This is a genomic window from Saccharothrix sp. ST-888 (genome assembly GCF_000955975.1).
In the GTDB taxonomy this organism is placed as follows: domain Bacteria; phylum Actinomycetota; class Actinomycetes; order Streptomycetales; family Streptomycetaceae; genus Kitasatospora.
Genome location: NZ_JYJF01000077.1, coordinates 1 through 25,213 on the forward strand (window position 1 = coordinate 1; position 25,213 = coordinate 25,213).

A 25,213-nucleotide genomic window follows, 5' to 3' on the forward strand; every position below is an offset into this window, starting at 1 on the left:
CCGGGAGACCGGGAGGGGGCTTTCCGCATTTCCGGACCATTTCCGCTCCTCGTAGCCCGGCCGGCCCGACCGCTGTCCTCGTCCGGGCCGCCCTGGCAGGGCTTCGGCGTAGTCGGATGGTGTCCGGTTCATGACGGTCTGTCGGGTGGGAAGCCTTGGGAGTAAGACAGTGTCGGACAGCCCCGGATCCCGAACTGGAGAAGAGGCACCACCCGTCATGAACGGGGACGTGCATCTGCTGGATCCGCTGGCCCCGACTTTACGTCGTGATCGAAGGCGTCCGGTACGAGGTCAACCGGCCGTAGCCGACAGTCCGGTCAGCGCGCTGTCCCGCGCCTGGTGCGCTGGCTGTGGGGGCCGAGTACATGCACCCCTGCCGGCGCGTCACGGTGCAGAACCGTGCTGTAGGACGTGCGGGGTTCGCTGGCTGTGTGAGATGTCTCTCTCCCGTCGTCGTGGCGCTGGTGGCCTGGGGAGGTTGACCATGTAGGGATGACCTCCTCGCCCCGCCCGCCGCACGTCGGTGGCCGACCGGATCCGATAGACGGGACTACCGCGCTCGGTGGAGAGTCCGCTCCCGCCCGCGGGTACCTGCTGGACAACGCGCGCGCCGAGGCGGGCGAGCGATTCGTTTGGCTGGCCGAGCTGTTCGACGGTGTGACGCGCGGGCACTTCGATCGACTGGGGGTCAGGGCTGGCTCGCGCTGCTGGGAAGTGGGGGCCGGTGGCCCCGGTATCCCGGAGGCGCTCGCGGCGGCCGTCGGTCCGACCGGGCATGTGCTGGCCACGGACATCGACCCGTCGTGGCTGAAGACAGGCGACGGGTACGAGGTGCGCCAGCACGACGTCGCCGCTGATCCGCCCCCGGAGCCGGGGACGTTCGATCTGGTGCACGCCCGGCTCGTGCTGGTCCATGTACCCGACCGGGCTCGGGCGTTGGCCACGATGGCGGCAGCGCTACGGCCCGGCGGCTGGCTGCTGGTCGAGGACGCCGATACCGCTCTGCAGCCACTGGCATGCCTGGACGACAGCGGCCCTGCGCAGCGGCGGGCCAACCGGCTGCGCGACGCGGTCCGGGAGCTGCTGACGCGCCGCGGCGCGGACCTGCGCTACGGCCGGACACTGCCGCGGGCATTGCGTGAGGCCGGCTTGGTAGATGTCGCCGCGGGGGGCTCTTTCCCGGTCGGGGGGCTGGCCTGCGACCGGCTGGAGGCGGCGACCATCCGGCACGTGCGCGGCGAGCTGCTCGCGGCCGGCCTGGCCGACGACGCCGAGATCGACGCGCATCTGGCCGCCATCCACGCGGGCAAACTCGACCTGACACTCGCGCCGCTGATCTCGGCCTGGGGACGCCGTCCAGCCGAGCACCCGCCGGCACTCGGTTAGTAGGTGCAGATCCAGGCGTTGTCCGACCTGCCCACAGCGCTGTTCGTCGAGGGAGGCCAGGCAGCTCGCGCAGGTGCGCGCCGCGTGTCACCGAAGCTGGGGCCAACCCGCGATCCCGTCAAGCATCTCCCGACGACAAAACGTCAACCAAGTCCGGAGACCACACACCGACAGACAGGCACGGGCTTCGAAGATCGTGGAGTTCCTTAAGAATGTGAGGCGGTCCGGGAGGACCGGGTGTGGCTGATGGCGGTCCTGCCGTTGATGGCTCGTGGAGAATGGCCGCCCGGTCCTTCGGGACGCTCCGACTGCTGATTGAGAACTGCGGGCATCGCTGGTTAAGGACCTGTCGGCGGAGTGTTCTTCGGGCCACGGAAGTGCTGGTCAGGGAGGAGCGGAGCGAGCGGGTTGACGACGGGTGGGGCTCGGATATGGGTCGGCATCGATGCCGGCAAGGGACATCACTGGGCCGTCGCGGTCAACTCCGGCGGTGAGCCGGTGTTCTCCAGGAAGGTCCTCAACGACGAGAGCGAGATCCTGGCTCTCATCGGAGCGGCCTGCGAGACCGCCGACGAGGTTCGCTGGGCGGTGGACATCTCGGGGCGTGCGTCCTCGCTGCTGCTGGCCCTGCTGATCGCCCACGGCCAGCAGGTGGTCTACATACCCGGCTGCACTGTGAACCGGATGTCTGGGGCCTACCGCGGCGAGGGCAAGACCGACGCCAAGGACGCCCTGGTCATCGCCGACACCGCGCGCATGCGTCGCGACTTCACCCCGATCGAGACCCCCGATGGCCTGGTCTCCACGCTCCAACTGCTCACCAGCTACCGGCGCGACATGATCGCCGACCGCGTTCGGCTGATCAACCGGCTGCGCGACCTGCTGGTCGGGGTCTGTCCAGCGCTGGAGCGCGCCTTCGACTACTCCGCGGCCAAAGGGTCCCGTCGTGATGCTGACCGAGTACCAGACCCCGGCCGCTCTCCGCCGGATCGGCGTCAAGCGGCTGGCCACCTGGCTGGAACGCCGCAAGGTCCGCGTTGCGGGTGAGGTCGCCGCGAGGGCTGTGGAAGCCGCCCGGTCCCAGCTCACCACGCTACCGGGCGAGAAACGAGCCGCGAAGCTGGTCGGCGACCTGGCCCACCAGCTCCTGACACTGGACGAGCGGATCAAGGACAACGACCGCGAGATCCGCGAGACCTTCCGCACCGACGACCGCGCCGAGGTCATCGAGTCCATGCCCGCATGGGCCCGATCCTGGGCGCCGAATTCGTCGCCATCGTCGGTGACCTGTCCGGCTATCGCGACGCGGGCCGACTGGCCTCGCATGCCGGCCTCGCGCCGGTGCCGCGCGACTCCGGCCGCAAGACCGGCCATATTCACCGTCCCAAAAGGTACAACCGGCGCCTGCGCTGGTTGTTCTACATGGCCGCTCAGTCCGCCATGATGCGCCCAGGACCGTCCCGGGACTACTACCTCAAGAAGCGCGCCGAGGGACTGATCCACACCCAAGCAGTGCTCGCACTCGCCCGCCGCCGAGTTGACGTCCTGTGGGCCATGCTGCGTGACAAGAGACTGTTCACCTCTACCCCGCCAGACACCCAGACGGCTTGACGGGTCATTGAGATTCGCTACGCCCCATGACCTGCCGGGAAGACCGTGCCTGCCGACGCACCATCCCCGATCCCGCCTGCTCTTGACCAACTCCGCGAGCAGCCCGAACCCCGCCCCGAGGAGATCCCGGGGCTGCTGGAGCGGCTGGCCGAAGTGCCCGACCCACGTGACCCGCGCGGAGCGCGCCACGCCCTGGCCGCCGTGCTCGCGCTGAGCGCGTGTGCCGTACTGACCGGAGCCACCTCACTGCTGGCGGTCGGCGAGTGGATCGCCGACGCCCCGACCTGCGTGCTCGAACGCCTCGGTATCCGTTGTGATCCGTTGCTGCCTGGGCGGCTGGTGCCCGCGGAATCGACGGTGCGCCGACTGGTGGCCCGCGTCGACGGCGACGCACTGGATCGAGCAGTCGGCCGCTGGCTGGCTGACCGCCGCCCGAAGGCGGCCGGCTCCACTGGCCTGCGCGGAGTGTCGGTGGACGGCAAGAGCCTGCGCGGCGCCGCCAAGGCAACCGGCCGCAAGGTACACCTGCTCGCCGCCGTGGAGCACACCACCGGCCTGGTCCCGGCCCAGATGGACGTCAGTGAGAAGACCAACGAGATCACCTGCTTCCAGCCCCTGCTGGACACCGTCGCCGACCTGGCCGGAATGGTCATCACCGCCGACGCGATGCACACCCAGCGCGGGCACGCCGCCTTCCCGCCGACCCACGCCGCCCACTCGCCCTACTCGGACTCACATGATCACAAAACGCACATCACGCGACTATGCCGAAGCCCTGGCCGCCCTGGGCACGGCCCGGACGGGGGCGGCTCAGTTGCCGAACCGGATCGAGACGATCTTCTTGTCGAAGCCGATCGTGGAGAGGTCGGCGATGCTGCCGGTCACCACGGCCGAGGTACCGGTGCAGTCGGGGCCGGTCCAGATCTTGACCGGACCGCCGCTGAGGTCCAGCGAGGAGGCCGAGTTCGCCTGCGAGACGTTCTTGCAGCCGGGGCCCGCGAGTGCCTCCGAACCGTTGGGTTCGGTGAAGTTGACGCCGCTGTCCAGGGTGACGTTGCCGTTCCCGAGGGCGACGGAGGAGCCGGCCGGGCTCGGGGCGCCGGTCGAGCCGCCACTCGGCGCGGCGGTCGGCGCGGCCGGACCGCCGGAGGCACCCGGGGAGGCGGTGGAGGCACCGGTGTCGCCGGCCGCGGGGAGGACTTTTCCGCCGCTCGGGGAGACGGCGAACCAGGTCCCGCCGACGCCCTCGCCGTTGGTCTGGCCGGGCGCGGTGTCCTTGCTGAACCGGTAGACGGGCCAGCCGCCGATGGTGACCTGGCGGGTGCCGTCGGTACGCGTCACAATGCCGATCTTCGAGGTCGGCACACCGTCGACGAAGATCTTCGAGCCGGGCTGGACCAGGACCGGAGGCCATGTCGTGGCGCAGGCGCCGTCGCAGGTGGACTTCGAGGGCTTCGCGGAGTCCTTGTCGAACCGGTAGATGGTGAAGCCTGCGCCGTCGTGCACGATCGGGTTCAGACCGTTGGCCGAACCCGCGGTCAGCTGCACCCACTTCATCGCGTCCGGGGCGTTGCGAGCTCCGGTGTAGAGGTCGCCGGTGCCCTGCGGCGCGTTGTTCTGCTTCGCGGTGCCGGTCCGGTAGTCGAGCCCCGTGTCGGAGTCGGTGCCCTGTGGTGACTGGCCCGCCTTGCCGCCGTCCGGCGTCACGCCGAACCAAGTCCCGCCGACGCCCTGGCCGTTGGTCTGGCCGGGTGCGGTGTCCTTGCTGAACCGGTAGACGGGCCAGCCGCCGACGGTGACCTGCAGGGTGCCGTCGTCGCGCTTGACGGCACCGACGTCCGACTTCGCCACACCGTCCAGGAAGATCTTCGAGCCGGGCTGGACCAGGACCGGAGGCCAGGTCGTGGCGCAGGCGCCGTCGCAGGTGGACTTCGAGGGGTTCGCGGAGTCCTTGTCGAAGCGGTAGAGGGTGAAACCCGCGCCGTTGCGGAGGACCGGATTGAGCGCACCGGCCGCACCGGCGCTGAGCTGCACCCACTTCATCGCGGCCGGGTCGGTGCCGGGCCCGTTGAAGAAGTCGCCGGTGCCGGCCGGGGCGTTGTTGTCCTTCGCGGTCCCGGGAACGTAGCTGAGCGGTGCGGCCGTCGTCGCGCTCCCGGCGGACCGGGGCTCGGCAGCGGTGCCACCCGAGGAGCAGCCCGTCAATGCGGCCGTGCCTGCGGCCAAGGCGGCGGTGAGTACCGCAACACGCGTCCTGATCATTTCCGTCCCCCAGGTAGGTCTGTCGGCCCGGTTCTCCGTGAACCGTGCCGTTCTGACAGCTACACGGATCAGGCCGGCGAAGTGCTCAACCGAAACCCGAAGGAAGTGTGTGAGGTGAGTCACAGGCCCTGGGGGCGGCCTGTGGGTGTGCGCGCGCCGAACGGCGGTGAACCGCGAGCCGGGCTCGCCCGTAAGGCACCGGGTGCAGGAGCTCTCTGCCGAGGAGGAGCAGCGGAGGGCGTCCATGAGCAGCCGTATCGTCCCCTGCGGATTGGGGCTCCGCGGCTCATCGACGGCGGAGTGCTGTGTGTCCGGGGCCGGGCTGCCGGGGAGCGGCGGGGTGGAACTAGAGCTGTGGGCCCGGGTGTTCCGCGAATCCGCCGCCCTGCCAGCGGTCGGTGAGTGGGCCGGGGGCGGGGTGGGCGGCGGCGTCGTCCTGCGGCCGGTACCCGATGGTGTCCCAGCCGGTGTCCGGCCACCAGCGGGCGGTGTTGGCGGAGATGCCGTACAGCACGGTGTACGGGTCGGCCAGCGGGGCGGTCGCGGCGGAGTGCAGGAGTGCGGTGGCGTCGCGGGGGCTCAGCCAGGTGTGGCGGTGGCGTGGTTCGGTGGGGTGTTCGCGGAAGGAGCCGATGCGGACCGCGACGACTTCGAGGCCGTGCTTGTGGGCGTAGAGGTAGCCGAGGTGTTCCCCGGCGAGCTTGCTGACGGCGTAGAAGGTGTCCGGCGCCGGGGCGTCCTGCGGTGTGAGGCTGCGGTCGACGGGGTGGAAGCCGACGGTGTGGTGGCTGCTCGCCAGGACCACGCGGGTGACGCCGGCTCGGCGGGCGGCTTCGAGGACGTGGTAGGTGCCGAGGATGTTGTGCTCGCACAGGTCGGGGAACGGAGCCTCCTGCGGGATACCCGCGAGGTGGACGACGGCCGTTGCGCCCGAGAGGGCGGAGGTGAGTGCGGCCAGGTCGCGGATGTCCGCCCGGAGGGCCTCGGCGCCGGCCGGGACCGACTCGGGAGCATGCAGGTCGAGGACCCGGACCGGGTGCCGGTCGGCGGCCAGTGCGTTGACGAGGGCGGTGCCGATGGCGCCTGCGCCGCCGGTGACGACGATGGACACGGGTTCCTCGCTTCCAGCAGTACGGCGGAGAGCTGTGCGGTTCGGTCGGTCCTGTGAAACCGCCCCGGGCGACTCAGGCAACCTTGGCACCGGACGGGGACGGAGACGATCGCGCGGCCGTTGACCTCGACGGTCTTCTTGAGGCCGGTTGAGGCCGGTTGAAGCCGATTGAAGCCGGTTGAAGCCGGTTGAAGCCGAGGAACGAGCCGGCCCGTACCCCGCGCGGTGCCGCAGCGCGGGGTACGGGCCGGCCGGGTCGGCTACGGGCGGCGGGCCGCGATCAGGCGGATGCCGAGGGCGGCGTCCTCCCATGCCACTCGTACCTGGCCCAGGCCCGCAGAGCGCAGCAGGCTCTCGATCTCGCCGTCTGCCGGTGCCGTTCCGCCGGCCAGGGCGAGGCCGAGCCGGGTCGCGGCGGCGCCGAGGGGGCGCTTGGGGGCGAGCGGGCAGGGGACGACGAGCCAGCCGCCGGGCAGCAGCGCCGCTGTGGCGGCCGTGACTGCCTGCCGGAGTTCGGCCGGGGCCAGTCCGGCGGCGGGCAGCCAGGCGAGTGCGAGCCGGTCGCTCTCCTCGAAGCCCGCGGGGTCGCCGATCCGGACCTGTACCGATCCGTCGAGCACGGGCAGGGTCATCCGGTCCGGCTCCAGCGCGAGTACCGGTACGAACGGGATGTGGCGCGCCAACTCGACGGCGGACCGGCCGCCGTCACCGGCCGCGCAGCCCACCCTCGCACCGGGGCGGTCCAGCACCTCCGGCAGTCCTTCCAGCCGTCCGAGCAGGGAGTTGACCAGCACGTCCGCGAGCGCCGCCGCCTCGCCACCGCAGCCCGCCACCGACTCCCGTCCCACGACCGGCTTTCCGGCGCGCAGCAGGGCTCCGCCGGCCACTGCGCGCCGCAGCCGGGCGGCGAACGCCGAGGCGCGCGGACCGCCGATGAGCACCCGGTCCAGGCCCCGGTCGACGGCATGGCGGCCGTCGCCGTCGACGCGTACCACCGAGGCGTCCACCAGGATGTCGAGCAGCTCCGCTGTGAGACCCTCCGGCAGGTCGGCCGCCGCCTCCTGCACGGTGCACGGCTCCAGCAGCCGGGCCAGCAGACCGGTCTCCTGGGCCACCGCGCAGGCCAGCAGGCCCCAGGCCCCTGCGGCGACGCCCGCGAGCCGTCCGTCGAACAGGCCGGCCGGCCCCTGCGGCAGCGCGTCGGGAACCTCTCCCGCCCGGACGGCTGTCAGCAGGGCGTGGGCGCGGTCGAGCAGCGCGGCCAACTCGCCGTGCCGGTCGGGACCGACGGTCTCGATCCCGGCAGCCGACAGCACCGTGCGCACCGCGTCGCGCACCGGATCGGCGAGCTCGGCTGCGGCAGCCGCGTCGTCGGCGAAAGCCTCGTCGGCGAAAGCGTGGGCGGGCGAGGCCTCGGCCGCGTGCAGCGCCCACCAGGCGTCCGCCAGCTTGGCGACGGCGCGTTCGGCGGCGTCCTGCCGGACCCGCTTGCCCTCCAGGCCGACGATGGTGCGCTGTCCCAGCTGGATGAGCAGCATCTCCTGGGAGCCCTGACCGGAGATCAGCCCCAGGATGTCGCGCATGAACCGCTCCCACGGGAACGCGGACATGTAGGCCTCGCCGCCCTGCAGGCTCATCACCAGCTGGCCGACGCGCAGTGCGCACTCCGAGGCGTGGTGCTTGGCGACGGTGGCGAACTCGTCGAAGTGCGGGTCGCGGTCGGGCGACCGGGTGCCGTCGAGCGCCCGGTAGACGCTCGCGCGGGCCGTCTGCAGCAGGGCGCGCATCTCCCCGACCGAGCGCTCGACGTTGGGGTAGTCGAGTACGCGGCGGCCGCCGCGCCTGCGCGGGGACAGCGACTCCACACAGTTCTCGATCACCCCGTCCAGCGCGCCGAGCACTCCGCAGGCGCTCATCGTCCGGCGGATGCGCGCGTAGGTGTTGAGCTCGCTGAGCGCATCCGCGCGCCAGACCAGCCGCCAGGCGGGCAGCCGTACGTCCGTCAGCAGGACTTGGCCCAGGCCCATGGTGTGCATGCCCATGGTGTCCATGTGCACGGGTGTGACGCCCGGGTCGTCCTTCTCGACCACGAACGCGAGCATGTCGTTGGACGCCTCGTCGCGCAGGAACACGATGAACAGGTCGGCGAAGCGGGCGCCGGCGAGGAAGCGCTTGGCGCCGTTGAGCACCCACTCGTCGCCTTCGAGCCGCGCGGTGGAGTGGTAGTCGTACGGGTCCCGGCTCTCGTAGGCGCCCTGCACCCCGAAGCGCCGGCCGGCCACGAGGTCCGGGACGTAGCGCTCGATCAGCTCCGGCCTGCCACTGGAGAGGATCAGTTCGGTGATCTCGACGCTGATGTCGAGCAGTACGGCGAAACCGGGATCGCGCGAGAGGCGGGCGATCTCCTCGATCACCACACCCCAGGCGAGTTTGTCCCGTCCCTCGCCGCCGATCTCGGTGGGCAGCGAGAACCGCATCAGCCCGAGGTCGCCGGCCTGTTCGAAGATCCGGTTGTCGAGCGGCCGGCACTCCTTGTTGCGGAAGTGCGAGCCGGGGTTGGCCAGGTCCAGGACGAAGCTCCCGAACCGTCGCCTGGCCTCGCGCCGGATCTGTTCGATCTCGGCGTCGAGCGTGCGGTGTCCGGGGTCCGCCCGGTTCATCACGTCGACGGCGTGCGCGCGGGGCGTCATGCCCCGGCCTCCGGCGCACCGCTGCCGCCCGCCGAGGCCGGGCCGCCCGCTGTGGCCGCGTTGCCCGCCGAGGCCGGGCCGCCCGTCATCTCGCGCACCAGGTCGTCGAGCGACTCGTCACCGAGGAAGCGTTCGAGCGGGATGTTGGCGCCGGTGCGCTCCTCGACCTCGACGGAGAGCTGGGCGGCCGTGAGCGAGTCGATGCCGATCTCGCCGATCGGCCGGTCGGTGGGGATCTGCTGCGCGTCGATGCCGAGCAGCTCTCCGATCAGCGAGGACAGCCAGGTGCCGGCGGACTCGGCGGTGCCGGTGGGGTTTGCGGTGGTGATGGCGTTCTCCTAGGTTCGGGCCGGTGCGGACCCTCGGTACTGCGGCGCGAGCCGCAGCGGTACGAGGGAGAACGCCCGGTCGTCGTCGTCAAGATGCTTGAGCCGGTGCACCAGCCGGTCCTCGGCGGCCAGGTCGGGCTCGGCCGGCAGGCCGAGCCGCTCCACGACCCGCCGCAGCGCGACCGAGAGCCAGGCCCGGTCGGCGGCCAGGTCGCCGAGTGCCTCCCGGCGCTGCAGCCAGGTGTGCAGGCAGCAGGCGCCCGCGTGCACCAGGCAGTGCCGCCGGGCCGACTCGTACGCCTCGGAGGTGCGGAGCGTGCCGAGCCGGCGGAACGTCTCCCGGGTCTCGTCGCGGACCGTGAGCAGCCTGCGGGCGAGCGGGGCGAGCTCCGCGTCGTCGCGCAGCGCCTCGACCGCGTCGTCGAGCAGGTCGACCACCTCGTCGGCGCCGCCGTAGGTGATCGACGGGCGCTGCTCCCGAGGTGCCACCGGCGGCACCGGTTCGCCGAATCCGAACAGCAGCGGGAGGGGCAGTTCGGGGCGGGCCGCGCTCCGCCGCCGCGCCCCGCTGACCAGTTGGGCGCGGATGGTGTCCAGCTGGACCAGCTGGGTGCCCTCGAACACCGGGGTGATCGCCACATCGCGCGCCAGCTTCTGGAAGGCGCCGTCCGCGACCCCCTCGCGCAGGTAGGCCCGGGCACTCAGCACCTCGCCGCAGGCGTTCACGGCGTCCACGCAGAGCTGCGGCACCACGTACTTCGCCACCGCGGACCAGAGCGGCATCCGCTGCCGGGCCACGTCGAGGCCGCGCGCGGCGGCCAGGGCGGTGCACTCCGCGATCAGCAGGTCGGCGAAGCCGCGCGCCAGCAGCGAGCGGACCGGTGCCAGCGCCAGGGCCGGCTCGCCGTACAGCACCCGGCCGCGCGCGTGCCGCAGGGCGATGCGCAGCGCCGTGTCGGCCGCGCCGAGGCTGCTCCCGCCGACCAGGGTCCGGGTGAACTGGAGCATGCCGGAGACCATTTCGATGCCGCGGCCGGGCCGTCCGATCACGGCGTCGGCGCCGATCCGGTAGTCGCTGAGGGTGAAGCCGCTCAGGTCGTGGCCGCGCAGGCCGTGGGTACGGACCTTCGGCAGCCGCTGCACCCCCTGCGGGCCGACGGCGTCGAAGTCGAGCAGGAACAGTCCGAAGGACGGGTCGGAGGCGGCGAGCACGGTGGCGAACGAGGACCGCCGGCCGTTGCCGACCAGCCACTTCCGCCCGTTCAGCACGAACCCGCCGTCCGTGGGGGTGGCCCGGGTGCCGGTGGCGAGCAGGTCGCTGCCCGCGGCCTCCTCGCTGATGCCGGCGGTGCCCCAGGCCCGGCCGAGCGCGAGCTCGGCGACCCGCTGCCGCTGCCGGTCGTCACCCCAGATCCACACCGGTGTGGTGGCGAGGAGTGTCGACCCGAGGCCGACCGAGACCGCCAGTTCGCGGCGCGATGCCGCCCGCACCACGGCCAGCAGCGACTCGAACGAGGCGAGCCGGCCGCCCTCGCCGACGGGCACCAGGTGCTCGTGCAGTCCGGCCGACCAGGCCGCCTCGTACGCCGCGGTGGGCTCGGCCTCCAGGTCGTCCGCGCGCACACCGCGCGCCAGCGACATGCCGGTGCCCGGGTCGAACGGGCAGCCGAGCGCCTGCTCCAGCTCCGCCGCCGCCCCGAACGTGGACAGTGCCGCCCTGGCCGGGGCGGCCGACGGGATTGCCGTGCCGGTCATATCCGCTCCACCACGATCGCGTACGGCCCGCCGCCGTCCTCGTCGGCGAGTCCCAACTCATGGACGAATGCGAGCTCCCGGCCCTGGCGGTAGGCGGTGGTGCGGACCTCCAGCAGGTCCCACAGCTGGCCGGCCCGCAGCCAGGTCACGTCGACCCGGCGGATCCCCTCGGTCATGGCACGGCGCAGCTCGGGCGCCTTCCGGCCGTGCCGCAGCACGAACTCCTCCCGCGCGCCGCCGGCGAACCCGAGCGACTCGACCCAGTACCACTGGTCGGCCACCTCGCAGTGGTGCCGGTGCACCCGGAACGTCGTGGTGTCCGAGGCGATCCGCTCGCCGTCCCGCTCGAAGCCGCCCACCAGCCGGCGGACCGGGGACAGGTGGGGGGAGCGTTCGACCTCGTCGTCGTGGAAGGCCGCGACGAGCGAGTCCGGCAGTGTCGTGGGCGCGCCGGAGAGCGCCAGGTCGCCGCTGAGCCGCAGCGGCACCGAGGCGGCGCGGGTGCGGACCGCGACGCCGGCCGGGCCGGAGAGCGTCATCTCCATCTCCAGCTGCGAGGACTTCGGCCCGCGCACCCGGGCACGGACGTCGACCAGCACCTCGTCGGCGTCCAGGAACCGCAGCGGCTGCTCGTACTCCAGCTGCCACGCCCACAGGACCAGTCCCACCTGGTGCTCGGAGACGAGCGTGCGGTGGCTGCACACGTGGTCGCGCATCCAGCGGGTACCGGCCTGGAAGGCGAGTCGTCCGACGGCGGTGGTCTGCAGCTGCGTCGGGGTGAAGAGGCTCGCGTCGAGCACGACCTCGTAGGTGGAGCTGCGCGGCATCGGGGACTAGCCTCCCGAGACCGCGGTGACGATGTCCACCCGGTCGTCCTCGGTGGCCTCGCGGTCCAGCTCGTCCAGTGCGAGCTGTTCGCCGTTGAGGGCGATCAGGTGGGTCGCGCGGACGCTTCCCTCCCGGTCCATCAGCACCTCGCCCACGGTGGGGTAGCGCTCGGTCAGCGCGGCCAGACCCTCGCGCACCGTGCTGCCGTCGACCTCGATCTCGTTCTCGTAGTCGGTGAATCGGAGCAGGATGCCCCTGACCTTGACGATCATCGTCCGTCCCCCTTCGTTGATGTGGTCATCTGTCGATCGTTGTGCCGTCTCACGCCACCGGGGCGGGCCGGGTGGGGGCCTGCCAGCGGGCGAGCTCCTCCAGCTCTCCGGCGAGGTACTGCCGACGGGCCAGCCAGCGCTGCACCTTGCCGCTCGACGTCTTGGGGATCGTCCGCGGCCGCACCAGGACGACGGTGTGCGGCGGGACGCTCAGCTCGATCGAGACGGTCCGCCGGATCCCGTCGAGCACCGCCCGGTACTGCTCCTCGTCGCCGGGGTCGGTCTCGTAGACCAGCACCAGCCGTTCGGCTGCTCCCGCGTCGTCCTCGATCGCGAACGCGGCGCCGCAGTTGCGGCGGATGCCGGTGACCGAGGACTCGCAGACCCGCTCGATGTCGACCGGGTGGTAGTTGCGGCCGTTGACGACGATCAGGTCCTTCATCCGCCCCGCCATGAACAGTTCGCCGTCCAGCACGAAGCCGAGGTCGCCGGTGCGCAGGTACGGGCCGTCGCCGGTGGCGGTCGTCGCGCCGAAGGTGGCGGCACTCTCCTCGGGGCGTCGCCAGTAGCCGTCCGCGACGCTGGGCGAGTCGATCCAGATCTCGCCGACCGCACCGTCTCCCAGCGGCTCCGAGGTGGCCGGGTCGACGATCGCGAGCCGGGTGTGCGGTCCGGGAGCGCCGCAGCTCACCAGCGACCTCGACGGCTCCTCCGGTTCGGCCGGGCGGGCCGTGCCGTGCAGTTCGAGCGCGTCGCGGGCGACCGACACCGAGCGCCAACCGCCCAGCGGCCGGCCGCCGGTGACGAACAGCGTCGCCTCGGCGAGCCCGTAGCACGGGTAGAAGGACTCGGCCCGGAAGCCGCTCGGCCCGAAGCGCTCGACGAAGCGCGCGATCGTCTCGGCACGGACCGGCTCGGCACCGGTGAAGGTGAGCTCGACGGCGGACAGGTCCAGCTCCGCCACGTCGGCGTCGGTCGCCCGCCGCACGCAGAGGTCGAAGGCGAAGTTCGGGCCGCCGGTGATCGTCGAGCGGTAGCGGGAGACCATGCGCAGCCAGGACAGCGGACGGCGCAGGAACGTCACCGGTGACATGAGGGTCACCGGGATGCCGGAGAACAGCGGGGTGAGGATGCCGCCGATCAGCCCCATGTCGTGGTAGGGCGGCAGCCAGAGGCCGCCCGCACTGCCCTCGTGCATCCCGAAGCCGCGGGCGATCTCGACGCAGTTGCTCATGAGTTGGGCGTGGCTGAGCATGACACCGCGCGGAAGCGAGGTCGACCCGGAGGTGTACTGCAGCAGCGCCAGCAGATCCGGTCGGACCGTCGTGGTCGGCCCCTCGCCGTCGTCCTCGATCACGTCGGTCGAGATCACCCGGGGGGTGCGGCCGCCGAGTGCCGTGGTGAGCCACTCGGTCATCAGCGGCGCGATGTTCGAGGTGGTCAGGACGGTGTCCGAGCCGGTGTCCTCGATGATGGCGGCGAGCCGGGGCATCGTCCGCGCCAGCCGGGTCGGGTCGGGCGGGAAGGCCGGCACCGCCGGCACTCCCGCGTAGAAGCAGCCGAACAGGCCGGCCAGGTAGTCCAGGCCCGGCGCGAAGAGCAGCAGCGCAGGTTCGGGCCGTCCTCGGGTCGCCGCCGTCAGCCGGGCCGCGACCGCCCGTGCCCGCCTGTCGAGTTCGGCGTAGGTGATCTCGTCGGCCGACTCGTCGTCACCGACGAACCGGTAGGCGACGACATCGGGTGATCGGATCGCCCGCTCACGCAGCAGCTGCACGAAGCTCTCCGCCCCGTGCCGAATTGAAGCACTCAACCCCCGTGCCCTCCCCCGCACTTGATGAGGCGAGCAGTGTTACAGCAATGCTCGGCAGCGGTCAATGATCTTCTTCGGGCGCCCCGCCCGGGTACTGACAGGCGGTTTCGGATGACCTCCGGCGCGCCGGACGGGGATTGACACTGGCGGGTAACAACGAGCATGGTGATCAGGTCGGCCGGGGGGTGCGGCGGGTCGAGCACGGCAGGGCGGGGGATCAACAGAGCCACCAGCGCGGGGAGTTGTGCCTTCTTACGGCCGACTCGGCGCAACGGGGGCCGGTTTCCGCTCTTCCACGCACACCTCCGGTGCCTTTCCCACTCACCCCCGGGGGTGCGGTCCGGACGTGAAGGAGCGTATGTGTCGACGAAACCACTGCCGCCGCTTGTCGAGCCGGTGGCGGAGCTGACCAGGGACGAAGTCTCCCGGTACAGCCGCCATCTGATCATTCCCGACCTCGGGGTGGCGGGCCAGCGGCGGCTGCGGAGCGCCAAGGTGCTGGTCATCGGCGCCGGCGGGCTCGGGTCGCCGGCCCTGCTGTACCTGGCGGCCGCGGGCGTCGGCACGCTCGGCATCGTCGAGTTCGACGACGTGGAGACCTCGAACCTGCAACGGCAGATCATCCACGGCGAGTCCGACGTGGGCCGGCCGAAGGCGGAGAGCGCGCGGGACGCGATCCGGGAGATCAACAGCGGCGTGCAGGTGCGGCTGCACCAGCTGCAGCTGGACTCGGACAACGCGGTCGACCTGTTCGCCCAGTACGACCTGATCGTCGACGGCACCGACAACTTCGCGACCCGCTACCTGGTCAACGACGCCGCCGCGCTGGCCGGCAAGCCCTATGTCTACGGCTCGATCTTCCGCTTCGAGGGCCAGGTCTCGGTCTTCTGGGAGAACGCCCCGGACGACCGCGGGATCAACTACCGCGACCTCTACCCCGAGGCGCCGCCGCCGGGGCTGGTGCCGTCCTGTTCCGAGGGCGGCGTGCTCGGCGTGCTGTGCGCCTCGATCGGGTCGATCATGGTCACCGAGGCGATCAAACTGATCACCGGCATCGGCGAGTCGCTGCTCGGCCGCCTGCTGGTGTACGACGCGCTGAGCATGAGCTACCAGACGATGAAGCTGCGCCGGCACCCGCAGCGGCGGCCGATCACCGAGCTCATCGACTACCACGCGTTCTGCGGCGTGGTCTCCGCCGACGCCCAGGCGGCCGCCGCCGAGTCGACGATCACCGCGCGGGAGCTGCACGCGATGCTGACGTCCGGCACCGACGTCGCGATCATCGACGTGCGGGAGCGGCCCGAGTGGGACATCGCGCACATCGACGGCGCCACCCTGATCCCCAAGGACCGGATCCTGTCCGGCGAGGCGCTGGCCGAACTCCCGCACCACAAGCCGATCGTGCTGCACTGCAAGTCCGGCGCGCGCTCCGCCGAGGCGCTCGCGGCGCTCAAGAAGGCCGGTTTCACCAACGCGACCCATCTGCAGGGCGGCGTGCTCGCGTGGGCGAGCCAGATCGACACGTCCCTGCCGGTGTACTAGACCACCTGCCCGCCCAGGAAAGGACGCACGCATGGCCGACACACCGGTCGCCGCCCCGGGAGCCCGGGACGTCGTGGGGAGCGAACCCGCCGCCGGGCTGCCGGCCAAACTGGTCCTGCTGTGCTGCCTCGGCGCCTTCGTGGCGTTCCTGGACAGCACCATCGTGAACGTGGCGTTCCCCAACATCGCCAGGACCTTCTCCGCCTCGGACCTGCCCACGCTGTCCTGGGTGCTCAACGGCTACAACGTGGTGATCGCCGCGCTGCTCATGCCGGCCGGCCGGGCGGCCGACCGGCTCGGCTGCCGGCGGTCCTTCGCGGTGGGGCTGACCACCTTCACCGTCGCGTCGGCGGTCTGCGGCATCGCCAACTCGGCGGCCGTCCTGATCGGCGCCCGGCTGGTGCAGGCGGTCGGCGCCGCGATCCTCGTCCCGACCTCGCTCGCGCTGCTGATACCGATGTTCCCGGTGGCCAGGCGGCTGGTAGCGATCACCATCTGGGGCGCGGCCGCGGCGCTGGCCGCAGGCATCGGGCCCGGCCTCGGCGGGCTGCTCGCCGAGCACTGGACCTGGCGGGCGGTGTTCCTGGTGAACATCCCGATCGGGATCGTCGCCGTGTGGGCCACCCGGTACCTCACCGAGCAGCGCGAACGCAGCGGTCCGACCCCCGACATCCTCGGCGCGGTGCTGCTCGGCGCCTCCCTCGGCCTGCTGGCGCTCGGCCTGGTCAAGGGCCCGGACTGGAAGTGGGCGAGCGCGGCCACCATCGGCTGCCTGGCCGGCGGGGTACTGCTGGCGGTGGCGGTGGGCATCCGCAGTGCTCGCCATCCGGCGCCGGTCGTCTCGCTCGACCTGCTCCGCTCGCGCAACGCGGTGGGCGGCAACATCGGCTCGATGCTGTTCTCGGTGACCTTCTACGCCGTCATCCTGAACAACATCCTGTTCCTGACCAGCCACTGGCACTGGTCCCTGCTCACGGCGGGCCTGGCCACCACGCCGCCGCCGATCGCCACCGCCGTGGTCGCCCGGCCGGCGAGCCGCCTCGCCGAGCGGTTCGGCGACCGCCTGGTGGTCGTGGCCGGCTGCCTGATCTACATCGGCGGCACCCTGCTGCTGTCCTGGGGCGGTGGCGAGAGCCCGGACTTCGTCGCCCACTGGCTGCCCGGAGCGGCCGTCATGGGCGTCGGCGCCGGCCTGGTCTGGCCGGTCCTGGGCGGGGTGGCCCTCGCGGGGGTCGAGCCCAGCCGGCTGGCCACCGCGAGCGCGGCCAACGCCGCCTTCCGCCAACTCGGCGCCGTCCTCGGAACCGCCCTGACGGTGTCCATCCTGACCTCGTCCGCCACCGACGCGCTCGGCGGGGCCCGCGACACCTGGTACCTCGCGATCTGCTTCGCCGTCGCCGTCGCGGCACTGGTCGCGGTGACCGTGCGCCGCACCACGCCGCCGGCCCTCTGACGCCGCCGGGCCGGGGGAGCGGGACCACCCCGGGCCCTGGTGTCCGCTACTTCGTCTACGGAGCCACCGTGCCGCCGGAACGCCGTGCCGAACGTGGGTCTTCGACGCTCCGGCGGGCAATTCGGCTCGGCCCGGCGGGAGTTCCGGCCGAATCGGCGCCGATAGTCCGGAAGTCCCGTAGGGCGCGGGAACAATGGGACTTCCCGGCCCTTTCCCAATGCCCTGCGACGCGGCGCGGACGACCGAAGCCCGCCCCCGGTCCTGACAGGTTCCGGTCGAGTTCCGGCGCCGCCGATCGCGCGGCGGCCCAGGCCGGAGCGCTTTTCGCGGGCTGTCCGGCACGCGGTGTCCGACGTGAATCCGGTCGGACATCAGGCTTGCCGGATGTCCGTCATCGGGCGTAGGGACGCCGCTCAACCAGCCGCTCTCCAGGCGCAGTTATTCGACATGATCCCCCATTGTCACCCGACGGTCCGTCAACTTTCCTTGTGATCATAATTACTTGGCGGCCTCAGTCGCCAACTTGTATGATTCTGAGCCATGGTGACGCCTGGGGTGGAGTCCTACATTCGGCAGAAGTTCGCCGAGCATGCAGGTCTTACAGAAGAGCAGATATTCGTCGACGACGTGACGCTGGCCGTGGTGATCAGCCGCAGCCCGCGCATGACCAACAGTATTGATCTCATGGAGGCGTTCGCCCGGACGGCCAACGCGCTCCGCAAGGACCACGGCGTACGCGTACGCCTGCCCGCACTGCCGCTCGACACGCCGACGTCGACAGTGCTGAAGGTCTTCATCGAGGAGTTCGAGCGGCAGAAGAAGGAGACGGCCGCATGAGCATCGCCGAAGCTGAGACCGCCCTGAACCGGGCCGCGCAGCGGGCGGCCGCGCCCGCCGGGCCGCCCGCCATCATCACCGACCTCTACGACGCGGTGACCAGGCGCGGCATGTCCCTGGTCGACGTGACCTGGGAGCAGCAGCGGCTGCACGAGTCCCGGCGCTGGAGCGTCGTGGAGATGCTGGCGGACGTCGACCTGGACGCCCTCACGCCGATCGACCGCAACCTGGTCTGGAACGCCGGCCGGGCCGAGCTGACCACCAAGCCGGGCGCCGACCGGCTGGAGCGCCAGGCGGAGGCGGAGTGCCGCCGCTGGCAGGAGAAGAACCCGGCGGTCGCGGCGATCATGGAGGCCTGCGGCACCTGGAGCCGTTACTGGAACGAGGAAGAGGCTCACCACGAGACCGTCTTCAACCGCCTGGCCGACCTGAGCGGGATGGAGCCGATCTCCGACGAGACCTTCATCGCGTTCCGCCAGGTCTTCCCCGACGACGACATGCTCCGCACCCTGATGCTGCTCGCGATCTCCGAGATCACGGCCGCGGTCAACTACGGCCAGTGCCAGCACGTCGTCAAGGACCCGGGGCTGCGCCGGATCTTCAAGCAGGTCGCGGCCGACGAGATCCAGCACCGCAACTACTTCATCGCCTTCGCCAAGGCGCTGGTCGACAGCGGTGAGTACCACGCCAAGGACGCCTTCGCGGTGGCCCACCTCTTCCTCCGCGAGGACGGCGAACTCCAGGGCAGCGCCCGGGAGCAGAAGGAGGACCGCGGGACCCACGTGAACTGGTGGGACCACCTCGACACCGCGGAGACCGACTACCGTCCCGAGGCGCTGGAGAAGAAGGAGCAGCTCATCTGCGGCGCCCTCAAGAAGATCACCGGGATCGAGGTCAACTCCCGCGAAGAGGTCGAGGACACGTGGATGGATCTCATCGGGAGCTGATCGGCCTGGGGCACGACCTCCAGTTGATCAGTGAACTGGAGGTCGCCTCGGCTCTCCGTGAGCCCGGTGTCTTCTTCACCGCCGGGGAGCTGCGCCGCTTCGCCTCGGCCGTGGTCCCGCTGCAGAGCCTGGCGGGCGGGTTCGCGGCCAAGGAGGCGCTGTTCAAAGCGCTTCCGGCGGCGGACGAGACCTGGTTCTGGACGGACGCCGAGCTGGTCCACGACCGCCACGGTGCTCCGCAGTTCCACACCCACGGCGCGCTGGCGGGCCACCTGGCCCGCCGGCGCCTGCGGGTGAGCGTTTCGATCTCGCACAGCGGCGGGTTCGTATCCTCCGTGGTCATCGTCACCGGCGAGACCGCGGCGGCAACAGGTTTCTTCGGCACGATCGATCGGGCGGTCCGACATGTTCTTCGGCGAATCACGGCTCATCCTGCCGGTGCGCCCCAATGACCTCGACGCGCTGGGGCACGTGAACAACGCGGTCGCGCTCGAGTACCTGGAGACCGGGCGGTGGGACTGGCTCGGCCTCCAGGGGCTCGAGCCCGGCGCCCGCATGATCGCGGTGGTCGCCCGTACGGAGATCGACTACCTGGCGGAGATCCCGCGCGGCCGGGTCGAGGTCCGCACCGTCCTGGAGTCGCCGACGGCCGAGGAGTTCGACGAGGACGGCCTCACCTACCGGGCCCGGTTCCGGCAGCGCGTCCACCTTCCGGAGACCGACCGTCTCGCGGTGGACGCCCTCGTCACCGTGGCCTTCCTGGACGCCGAGCAGCGCTGCCTGGTCCCGATGCAGGACTTCCTGGCGGCCGCCGTCCGGGGCTGAACCCCGGGCCCGCACGCAGCGCGGGTGGCACGGCCGCAGAACAGACAACCAAGGAGCAGGAGGGGCGCGGTGCTCGAGTACATCCAGCGCAACCAGGAGTGCCCGCCGGAGCGGGGCCTCCGTCTGTACGAGAAGTTCGGCGACGCACCCGAGTTCGTCGCCTACCGCGACTTCCCGGAGCAGATCGCCGCCTACGCGGACTTCTTCCGCGACCGGGGGATCGAGCCGGGGACTCGGGTGCTGTTCCCGTTCGAGACCTCCAGTGCGGTGATCTTCTCGTTCCTGGGCCTGATGGAGATCGGCGCCGTGCCGCTCTCGGTGAAGCCCTTCGTCCTCAACACGCCGAGGGACGCCTACCAGGAGTTCCTCGGCCGGGTGGCCCGGGACTTCGACGCGTCCTGCGTGCTCCAGGTCCCGAGCCTGGCCACGATCGAGCTGCCCGTTGCCGCCCTGCCGCTTCCGCCGGCCGGGATCCGCAAGGCCGGCGCCCGGCTGCGGACCCCGGGGGACGACGAGCTGGCGTTCGTCCAGTTCTCGTCGGGATCGACGTCGTTCCCCAAGGGGATACCGGTCCGGCAGGGCCTGCTCCGTGCGAACCTGGCCATGATCACCCGCACCGACGGCCGCAAGCCCGAGGAGCGGGTCAGCAGTTGGCTGCCGCTCTACCACGACATGGGCCTGGTCGGCGGAGTGCTGTCGTGCTTCACGGTGGGGTGCGACCTGCTGCTCGCCGAGCCGGTGACGTTCCTGTTCGACGCCCGCGGCTGGTGGGAGCACATGGGCCAGGAGCGGGCCATCGGCACGGTGATCCCGAACTTCGCGGTCGACTACTCGCTCAAGATGATGCAGGACCTCGAACCCGAGGAGCTCGCCGAGCTCGACCTGTCCCGGATGCGGTCGATCTACCTGGGCAGCGAGCCCATCAACCTGCCGAACCTCAACGCCTTCCTGGACCTGATGGCGCCCGCCGGGCTGCGGCGCGATGTGTTCATGCCGTGCTACGGCATGGCCGAGGTCGTGCTGCTGGTGGCCAGCCGCCCGGTGGGCGGCGACATCCGGGTGGTGCCGTCCCCCTCGGGCGTGCCGGCCATCTCGGTGGGCCGGCCGATGCCGGAGTTCACCGTGCGCCTGCGGACCGAGGACGGGCGGGTCTGCGCGGAGAACGAGCTGGGCGAGATCGAGCTGGCCGGCGGCAGCCTGGCTGCCTGCTACTTCGACCAGCCGCGACCGCTCACCGGGGACGACGGCTTCTACGCCACCGGTGACATCGGATTCGTCGACGACGGCGAACTGTTCATCACGGGCCGGATCAGCGACCGGATCAAGGTCAACGGCCAGAGCTTCTTCGCCGCCGACTTCGAGCAGGCGGTGGAACAGCTCTCGTTCGTGCGCGAGGGCCGTACCGCCGTCGCTCAGATCGGGGGACAAATCGTCGTTCTGGCCGAGGTGGACCGCCCGGCGCGCGAGGATGTCGAGGGCAGCCGGGCCCAGATCGTCGAGCACCTCATCCAGACGATCGGGGTGACGGTGCAGGCTGCGGACGTGCACTACCTGCGTCCCGGGCAGCTCCCCCGGACCAGCAGCGGCAAGCTGCAGCGGCGCGCGATCGTGGCGGCGTACGAGCAGGGGCGGCTCGAAGGTCTGACTCTGGGCTCGCCCGCGCGTGCGGGTGAGGAAGCCACAACCCGATAGGAGCAACGCATGCCGAAGCTGGAGCGAGACGGCGAGGTCTTCGTCCTGCACCTCGACGCGGACAACGAGAACCGGTTCCACCCGGACTGGCTCACCGTGGTGGAGGCGGCACTCGACGAGGTGGATGCCGCGACCGGTCCGCGCGCGCTGGTCACGGTGGGCAGCGGCAAGTTCTGGTCCAACGGTCTCGACCTGGACTGGCTCCTGGCCAACGGCGATCAGTACGCGGCCTACCTCGACCGGGTCCACGCCCTGCTGGCCCGCACGCTGGCCTCGCCGGTGGTCACCGTCGCGGCCCTGAACGGGCACACCTTCGCGGCCGGGGCGATGTGGGCGCTGGCCCACGACGTCCGGGTGATGCGCTCGGACCGCGGCTTCTTCTGCCTGCCCGAGGTGGACCTCGGCCTGCCCTTCCAGCAGGGCATGTCGGACCTGCTCCGGGCCCGCCTGACACCGGCCACCGCGCACGAGGCGATGACCACCGGCCGGCGCTACGGCGGCGAGCAGGCACGCGCGGCGGGCATCGTCGACTCGGTCGCCGACGCGGACCAACTCCTGGCCGCCGCCGTGGACATCGCGCGGCCGCTCGCGGGCAAGGCCAACCCGGCCCGCGGCCAGATCAAGGAGATGCTGTACGCGCAGACGCTCGCCTCGCTGCGCACGCCGACGGCCGGCTGACGCCCGGCTGACGCCCAGCCCCACCGGGATCGCTCCCCGCTGGGGCTGGGCGTCGGGCTATGGGCGGTTGGGCTTTGGGTATCGGGCTTTGGCCACCCGCAGTCGGAACAGGCCCGGCTGCCGTCTCAGAACTCGGAGTTGGCGAACCAGTGCGCCAGCAGCTCCTGGTCGCCGAGCAGTTCGAAGCGGTCCGCCGTGCGGTCCAGGCGGCCGTAGACGAGCAGCAGCAGATCCGCGGCGGCCCCGCGGACCGTGGCATCGGCGGGGAGCTCCTTCGCCTCCGGGCCGTTCGCCTCCGGGCCGAAGCCGTCGGGCCGCAGGCGGACCAGCCAGTCGCCGTCCCCGTCGGTGCAGCTGAAGCGGACGGTCCGGTCGGTGCCCCGCAGGAGTGCGGTCTTGGGGGCGAAGGGCGCGGCGTAGGGCAGGTTGACCAGGAACTCGTCCACGCCGTCCACCGCGAGTGCGCGGTCGATCACCGGGTCGGCACCCAGCGCGAGTTCGGCGTCGACCCGGTGCACCAGGGTCTCGAACAGCATCCGGCGGATCCAGAACCCGGCGTGCTGGTCGGCACCCCACGCCCACATCGGCGCGTCGGAGTCGGTGGTCGCGAACACCTCGGCGGCCTCGGCCGCGCTCGCGGCCAACCAGTCGACGTAGCCGTCCTGGTGCTCCGGCAGGCGCAGGTCCACGTCACGGCTGAGCGGCCGCTCCTGGATCCGCTGCCGCAGCAGCACGGCGAACCAGCGCTGAACGCTGCCGGCGTGCTTGACCAGGTCGGCGAGCGTCCAGCCGGGGCAGGACGGCACCGGGGCCGCCAGGTCGGCGCCCTTGGCCGCGCTCACGAACCGGGCGCTCTCCGCCGCGACGGCCGCGCGGTGGTCGATCCTGGCCGGTCCGTGGTCCGATGTGCTCATTCTCGTGCCTTCCTCAGTGCGACGGTCCCCGGCGGGCTGCCCGACCGGAGACCGACATCTTCTCGCAGCCGGGTCGTCGGCCGGGTCGGCGACCCGGCGCAGCAGCGGCACTCCTCCGGCCGGGGCGAGCGGCCGTCGTCGTCCGAGGACGCGCAGCGTCCAGGCCGATCCGAAACCCGGGCCCAGAGCCTCGGAGCCATGACTCTGTTGCCGAATTTGGGTCGTGGGTTGGCTGACTGCGGCATGATCGCTTGTGTGGCTGTCTCGTGGGCAGGCGGTCGCGGGGGTGGTGCGGGTGTCGATGCGGGCGGCGGGGCTGCCGGAGGTCCCGGAACAGACGGCGCTGGTCGCAGGGGCGGCGTTCCCGAAGAGGGTGCCGGCGATGCGGGTGCGGGAGAAGCTGGCGGAGGTGTTCTCGGACGAGCCGTTCGTGGCCGCGTTCGGGGTGCGCGGGGCGCCGGGCCTGTCGCCGGGGATGCTGGCGCTGGTCACGGTGCTGCATTGTCGCTGCTTTCTTGGCGTGTCTCACATTCCTCAACTCCCGTTGATCAGGCGTGGTGTTAGCAGTTGATGGCGGACGTGTCGCGGACCTACCGTCCCGAGGCGTGTTGGTGCACTTCTTCTCTGCCGAGGGCCGGCAGTCCTGGGGGCTCGATGGCGAACCCTTGATCCCCGAGCGGATGCCGGTGCTGTTCGACGACGACTTCCTGTTCGAGGACGAGGGCGGCCCGCGGGCGACGCGGGCGGTGAACGCCTGGCTTCGTACGCTGCCGACGAGTGGGGCTCCGTCGCCGAATTCGTGGCGGGCGTACGCGCTGGCGGCCCGGGACTGGCTGACGCATCTGCGCCGACACCGTCTCGAAGTGTTCGGCACGCGACGGGAACTGGTGGCCGCGCTCGGTACGTACGCGGACCGTCGGCTGTCGGGGCCGTTGGACGAGCGGCTGGAGTCCTCGTCGCCAAGGACGACGAGGTCCAGCGGCTTCGACGCGAGCTGAGCACGTTCGCTTCGGTCCCGGATCAACGGCAGGGCGCCGACGCCAAGGACGTCGTCACCCTGCCCCGCCGCTGACATGCCGCCTGATCAGCAGGGCCGATACCCACAGACAGGAACCGCGGTTGGCCATGGGAATGATCATGCCCCCTGAGGCCGGTTGGGAGGAGCCCGCCGTGTCCTTCAGGTCGTCGTATCCGTTGATGGAACGACACGCGCACTGGTCGGAGGTGGCCCCTTACTGAGCGACTGTGAGCACGATCTTGCCCTGGATGTGCCCTCGGGCGGCACGCTCGTGTGCTGCCCGGGCCTCTGCGAGCGGGAACGTACTGTCGATCGCGACGCGTACCGTGCCTGCCTCGATCAGGCGCCCCAGCTCTGCAAGCTGCGCACCGCTCGAGCGTACCTGGGCGGTCGAGATCGTAACGCCCAGCTTCGCGGTCTCCTCCTCGTCGAACTCACCGGGGAAAACGGGGAAGTGAGAGCCGCCGCGCTTGAGCGTGTACAGAAGGCGCCGACTGTCGGGGCCACCCACGGTGTCGAGGACGACGTCGAGGTCGTTCACGAGGTCCTCCGGCCGGTTCTTGGTGTAGTCGATGAACTGGTCGGCACCGAGCTCGTTCAGGAACGACTCATGCGCGCCCGATGCCACGGCAACGACTCGTGCGCCCTTCCACTTGGCCAGCTGCAGCGCGAAGTGCCCCACGCCCCCCGCTGCGCCGTTGACGAGCACGGTCGAGTCGGCGTCGAGTGCTGTCGGGCGATGCAGCTCCTCCTGGAAGGGCGAGGGGATGCCGTGCCCGAGATCTATCAGGAACTGCCAGGCGGTGAGCCCGGCCATGGGCGTCCCCGCGGCGCGCACGTGATCGACGCCGGCCGGCTTGTGCGCGAGGTCCGACGCGCGCGCCGCCACGTACTCGGCGTATGCGCGGCCGTCGAAACCGGGGAAGCGCAATAGCCCGAAGACCTCATCTCCCACGGCGAAGCCGTCTACATCCTCGGCAACGGCCTTCACGACGCCCGACACGTCTGTCCCCGGCGTCACCGGGAGGCTGACCGTCGAGTCCGATCCCGGCACTCTGTCCAGCCCGCCGCGCAGGTACCAGTCCGGAGGGTTGACGCCGACCGCGTGCACGCGAACGAGAACCTCGCCCGGCCCCGGCTGAGGGACCGGCACCTCGTCGTAACGCAGTACCTCGGGGCCTCCGTACTCGTGGAGCCGGACTGCTCTCATCGTGTCTGTCGACATGTTCTCTCCTGCCGTGACGCGCGATACC

General features: G+C 71.3%; 22 protein-coding genes and 2 pseudogenes. 14 read left to right on the forward strand and 10 right to left on the reverse strand.

Features of this window, described 5'->3' with window-relative positions; translation table 11 throughout:
- The first annotated feature begins 492 nt into the window (after positions 1-492).
- The 3 genes and pseudogenes from UK12_RS22435 to UK12_RS45100 all read left to right on the forward strand — a co-directional run.
- The gene (locus tag UK12_RS22435) at positions 493-1,386 is read left to right on the forward strand and encodes a methyltransferase domain-containing protein (RefSeq protein ID WP_082119842.1); all 894 of its coding nucleotides are present in this window, start codon (positions 493-495) and stop codon (positions 1,384-1,386) included.
- 408 nt (positions 1,387-1,794) lie between these two features.
- Positions 1,795-2,997: pseudogene (locus UK12_RS22440) on the forward strand (IS110 family transposase).
- Between the two features lie 153 nt (positions 2,998-3,150).
- Positions 3,151-3,627, forward strand: a pseudogene (locus UK12_RS45100) (transposase family protein); the annotation flags it as partial.
- 180 nt (positions 3,628-3,807) lie between these two features.
- Here UK12_RS45100 and UK12_RS22450 read toward each other — a convergent pair.
- The 4 genes from UK12_RS22450 to UK12_RS45105 all read right to left on the reverse strand — a co-directional run bounded on the left by UK12_RS22450 (position 3,808) and on the right by UK12_RS45105 (position 9,296).
- Positions 3,808-5,223, reverse strand: a complete 1,416-nt coding sequence (locus UK12_RS22450; protein ID WP_197085084.1) for a hypothetical protein — start codon at positions 5,221-5,223, stop codon at positions 3,808-3,810.
- A 382-nt stretch (positions 5,224-5,605) separates the two neighbouring features.
- Entirely contained in the window at positions 5,606-6,370 is a 765-nt protein-coding gene (locus UK12_RS22455) for an NAD-dependent epimerase/dehydratase family protein (RefSeq protein WP_045304897.1), read from the reverse strand.
- A gap of 260 nt (positions 6,371-6,630) precedes the next feature.
- A complete protein-coding gene (locus UK12_RS22460) occupies positions 6,631-9,060 on the reverse strand; it encodes an acyl-CoA dehydrogenase family protein (RefSeq protein WP_156178859.1) in 2,430 nt (809 codons plus the stop codon).
- Positions 9,057-9,296 carry an acyl carrier protein gene (locus UK12_RS45105; protein ID WP_442973837.1) on the reverse strand — a complete coding sequence of 80 codons (240 nt, stop codon included), beginning with the start codon at positions 9,294-9,296 and terminating at the stop codon, positions 9,057-9,059. Before UK12_RS45105 ends, UK12_RS22460 begins: the two co-directional genes overlap by 4 nt.
- On the opposite strand from UK12_RS45105, the gene UK12_RS43455 reads away from it, so the two are divergent.
- Complete coding sequence (locus UK12_RS43455; protein ID WP_231591336.1) at positions 9,214-9,402, forward strand: hypothetical protein; 189 nt, start codon at positions 9,214-9,216, stop codon at positions 9,400-9,402. The genes UK12_RS45105 and UK12_RS43455 overlap by 83 nt on opposite strands.
- On the opposite strand, the gene UK12_RS22470 is transcribed toward UK12_RS43455, so the two are convergent.
- The 4 genes from UK12_RS22470 to UK12_RS22485 are packed head-to-tail and all read right to left on the reverse strand — an operon-like array spanning position 9,399 to position 14,054.
- On the reverse strand, positions 9,399-11,144 hold the full coding sequence (locus UK12_RS22470) for an acyl-CoA dehydrogenase family protein (RefSeq protein WP_045304899.1): 1,746 nt from the start codon (positions 11,142-11,144) through the stop codon (positions 9,399-9,401). The genes UK12_RS43455 and UK12_RS22470 overlap by 4 nt on opposite strands.
- Positions 11,141-11,971 carry a hypothetical protein gene (locus UK12_RS22475; RefSeq protein ID WP_045304900.1) on the reverse strand — a complete coding sequence of 277 codons (831 nt, stop codon included), beginning with the start codon at positions 11,969-11,971 and terminating at the stop codon, positions 11,141-11,143. The genes UK12_RS22470 and UK12_RS22475 overlap by 4 nt, the downstream gene beginning before the upstream one ends.
- A 6-nt stretch (positions 11,972-11,977) precedes the next feature.
- Entirely contained in the window at positions 11,978-12,244 is a 267-nt protein-coding gene (locus UK12_RS22480) for a MoaD/ThiS family protein (RefSeq protein ID WP_045304901.1), read from the reverse strand.
- A gap of 49 nt (positions 12,245-12,293) precedes the next feature.
- Positions 12,294-14,054: a fatty acyl-AMP ligase gene (locus UK12_RS22485; protein ID WP_052682071.1), complete on the reverse strand. Its 1,761-nt coding sequence runs from the start codon at positions 14,052-14,054 to the stop codon at positions 12,294-12,296.
- Between the two features lie 360 nt (positions 14,055-14,414).
- Between UK12_RS22485 and moeZ the strand changes: the two genes are divergently transcribed.
- The 8 genes from moeZ (at position 14,415) to UK12_RS22525 (ending at position 22,028) form a co-directional block, all read left to right on the forward strand.
- Complete coding sequence (gene moeZ, locus UK12_RS22490; RefSeq protein ID WP_045304903.1) at positions 14,415-15,596, forward strand: adenylyltransferase/sulfurtransferase MoeZ; 1,182 nt, start codon at positions 14,415-14,417, stop codon at positions 15,594-15,596.
- A 31-nt stretch (positions 15,597-15,627) separates the two neighbouring features.
- On the forward strand, positions 15,628-17,049 hold the full coding sequence (locus tag UK12_RS22495; protein ID WP_052682072.1) for an MFS transporter: 1,422 nt from the start codon (positions 15,628-15,630) through the stop codon (positions 17,047-17,049).
- Positions 17,050-17,589: 540 nt separating this feature from the next.
- Entirely contained in the window at positions 17,590-17,886 is a 297-nt protein-coding gene (locus tag UK12_RS22500) for a hypothetical protein (RefSeq protein ID WP_045304904.1), read from the forward strand.
- A complete protein-coding gene (locus UK12_RS22505; protein WP_045304905.1) occupies positions 17,883-18,833 on the forward strand; it encodes an acyl-ACP desaturase in 951 nt (316 codons plus the stop codon). Before UK12_RS22500 ends, UK12_RS22505 begins: the two co-directional genes overlap by 4 nt.
- Positions 18,809-19,285, forward strand: a complete 477-nt coding sequence (locus UK12_RS22510; protein ID WP_197085087.1) for a holo-ACP synthase — start codon at positions 18,809-18,811, stop codon at positions 19,283-19,285. The genes UK12_RS22505 and UK12_RS22510 overlap by 25 nt, the downstream gene beginning before the upstream one ends.
- Positions 19,272-19,658: an acyl-CoA thioesterase gene (locus tag UK12_RS22515; protein ID WP_197085088.1), complete on the forward strand. Its 387-nt coding sequence runs from the start codon at positions 19,272-19,274 to the stop codon at positions 19,656-19,658. The genes UK12_RS22510 and UK12_RS22515 overlap by 14 nt, the downstream gene beginning before the upstream one ends.
- 69 nt (positions 19,659-19,727) lie before the next feature.
- Positions 19,728-21,350, forward strand: coding sequence for an AMP-binding protein (locus tag UK12_RS22520; RefSeq protein ID WP_045304907.1), 1,623 nt, complete (start codon positions 19,728-19,730; stop codon positions 21,348-21,350).
- A 9-nt stretch (positions 21,351-21,359) separates the two neighbouring features.
- Positions 21,360-22,028: an enoyl-CoA hydratase-related protein gene (locus UK12_RS22525; RefSeq protein WP_045304908.1), complete on the forward strand. Its 669-nt coding sequence runs from the start codon at positions 21,360-21,362 to the stop codon at positions 22,026-22,028.
- A gap of 125 nt (positions 22,029-22,153) precedes the next feature.
- Here the strand turns inward: UK12_RS22525 and UK12_RS22530 are convergent, their stop codons facing one another.
- On the reverse strand, positions 22,154-22,942 hold the full coding sequence (locus UK12_RS22530) for a maleylpyruvate isomerase family mycothiol-dependent enzyme (RefSeq protein WP_045304909.1): 789 nt from the start codon (positions 22,940-22,942) through the stop codon (positions 22,154-22,156).
- A gap of 295 nt (positions 22,943-23,237) precedes the next feature.
- On the opposite strand from UK12_RS22530, the gene UK12_RS38285 reads away from it, so the two are divergent.
- Both UK12_RS38285 and UK12_RS22540 read left to right on the forward strand, forming a co-directional pair.
- Complete coding sequence (locus UK12_RS38285) at positions 23,238-23,513, forward strand: hypothetical protein (RefSeq protein WP_156178860.1); 276 nt, start codon at positions 23,238-23,240, stop codon at positions 23,511-23,513.
- A gap of 34 nt (positions 23,514-23,547) precedes the next feature.
- Positions 23,548-23,940 carry a hypothetical protein gene (locus UK12_RS22540; protein ID WP_045304911.1) on the forward strand — a complete coding sequence of 131 codons (393 nt, stop codon included), beginning with the start codon at positions 23,548-23,550 and terminating at the stop codon, positions 23,938-23,940.
- Positions 23,941-24,174: 234 nt separating this feature from the next.
- Here the strand turns inward: UK12_RS22540 and UK12_RS22545 are convergent, their stop codons facing one another.
- Positions 24,175-25,185, reverse strand: a complete 1,011-nt coding sequence (locus UK12_RS22545) for an NADP-dependent oxidoreductase (protein WP_197085089.1) — start codon at positions 25,183-25,185, stop codon at positions 24,175-24,177.
- Positions 25,186-25,213 lie beyond the last annotated feature (28 nt).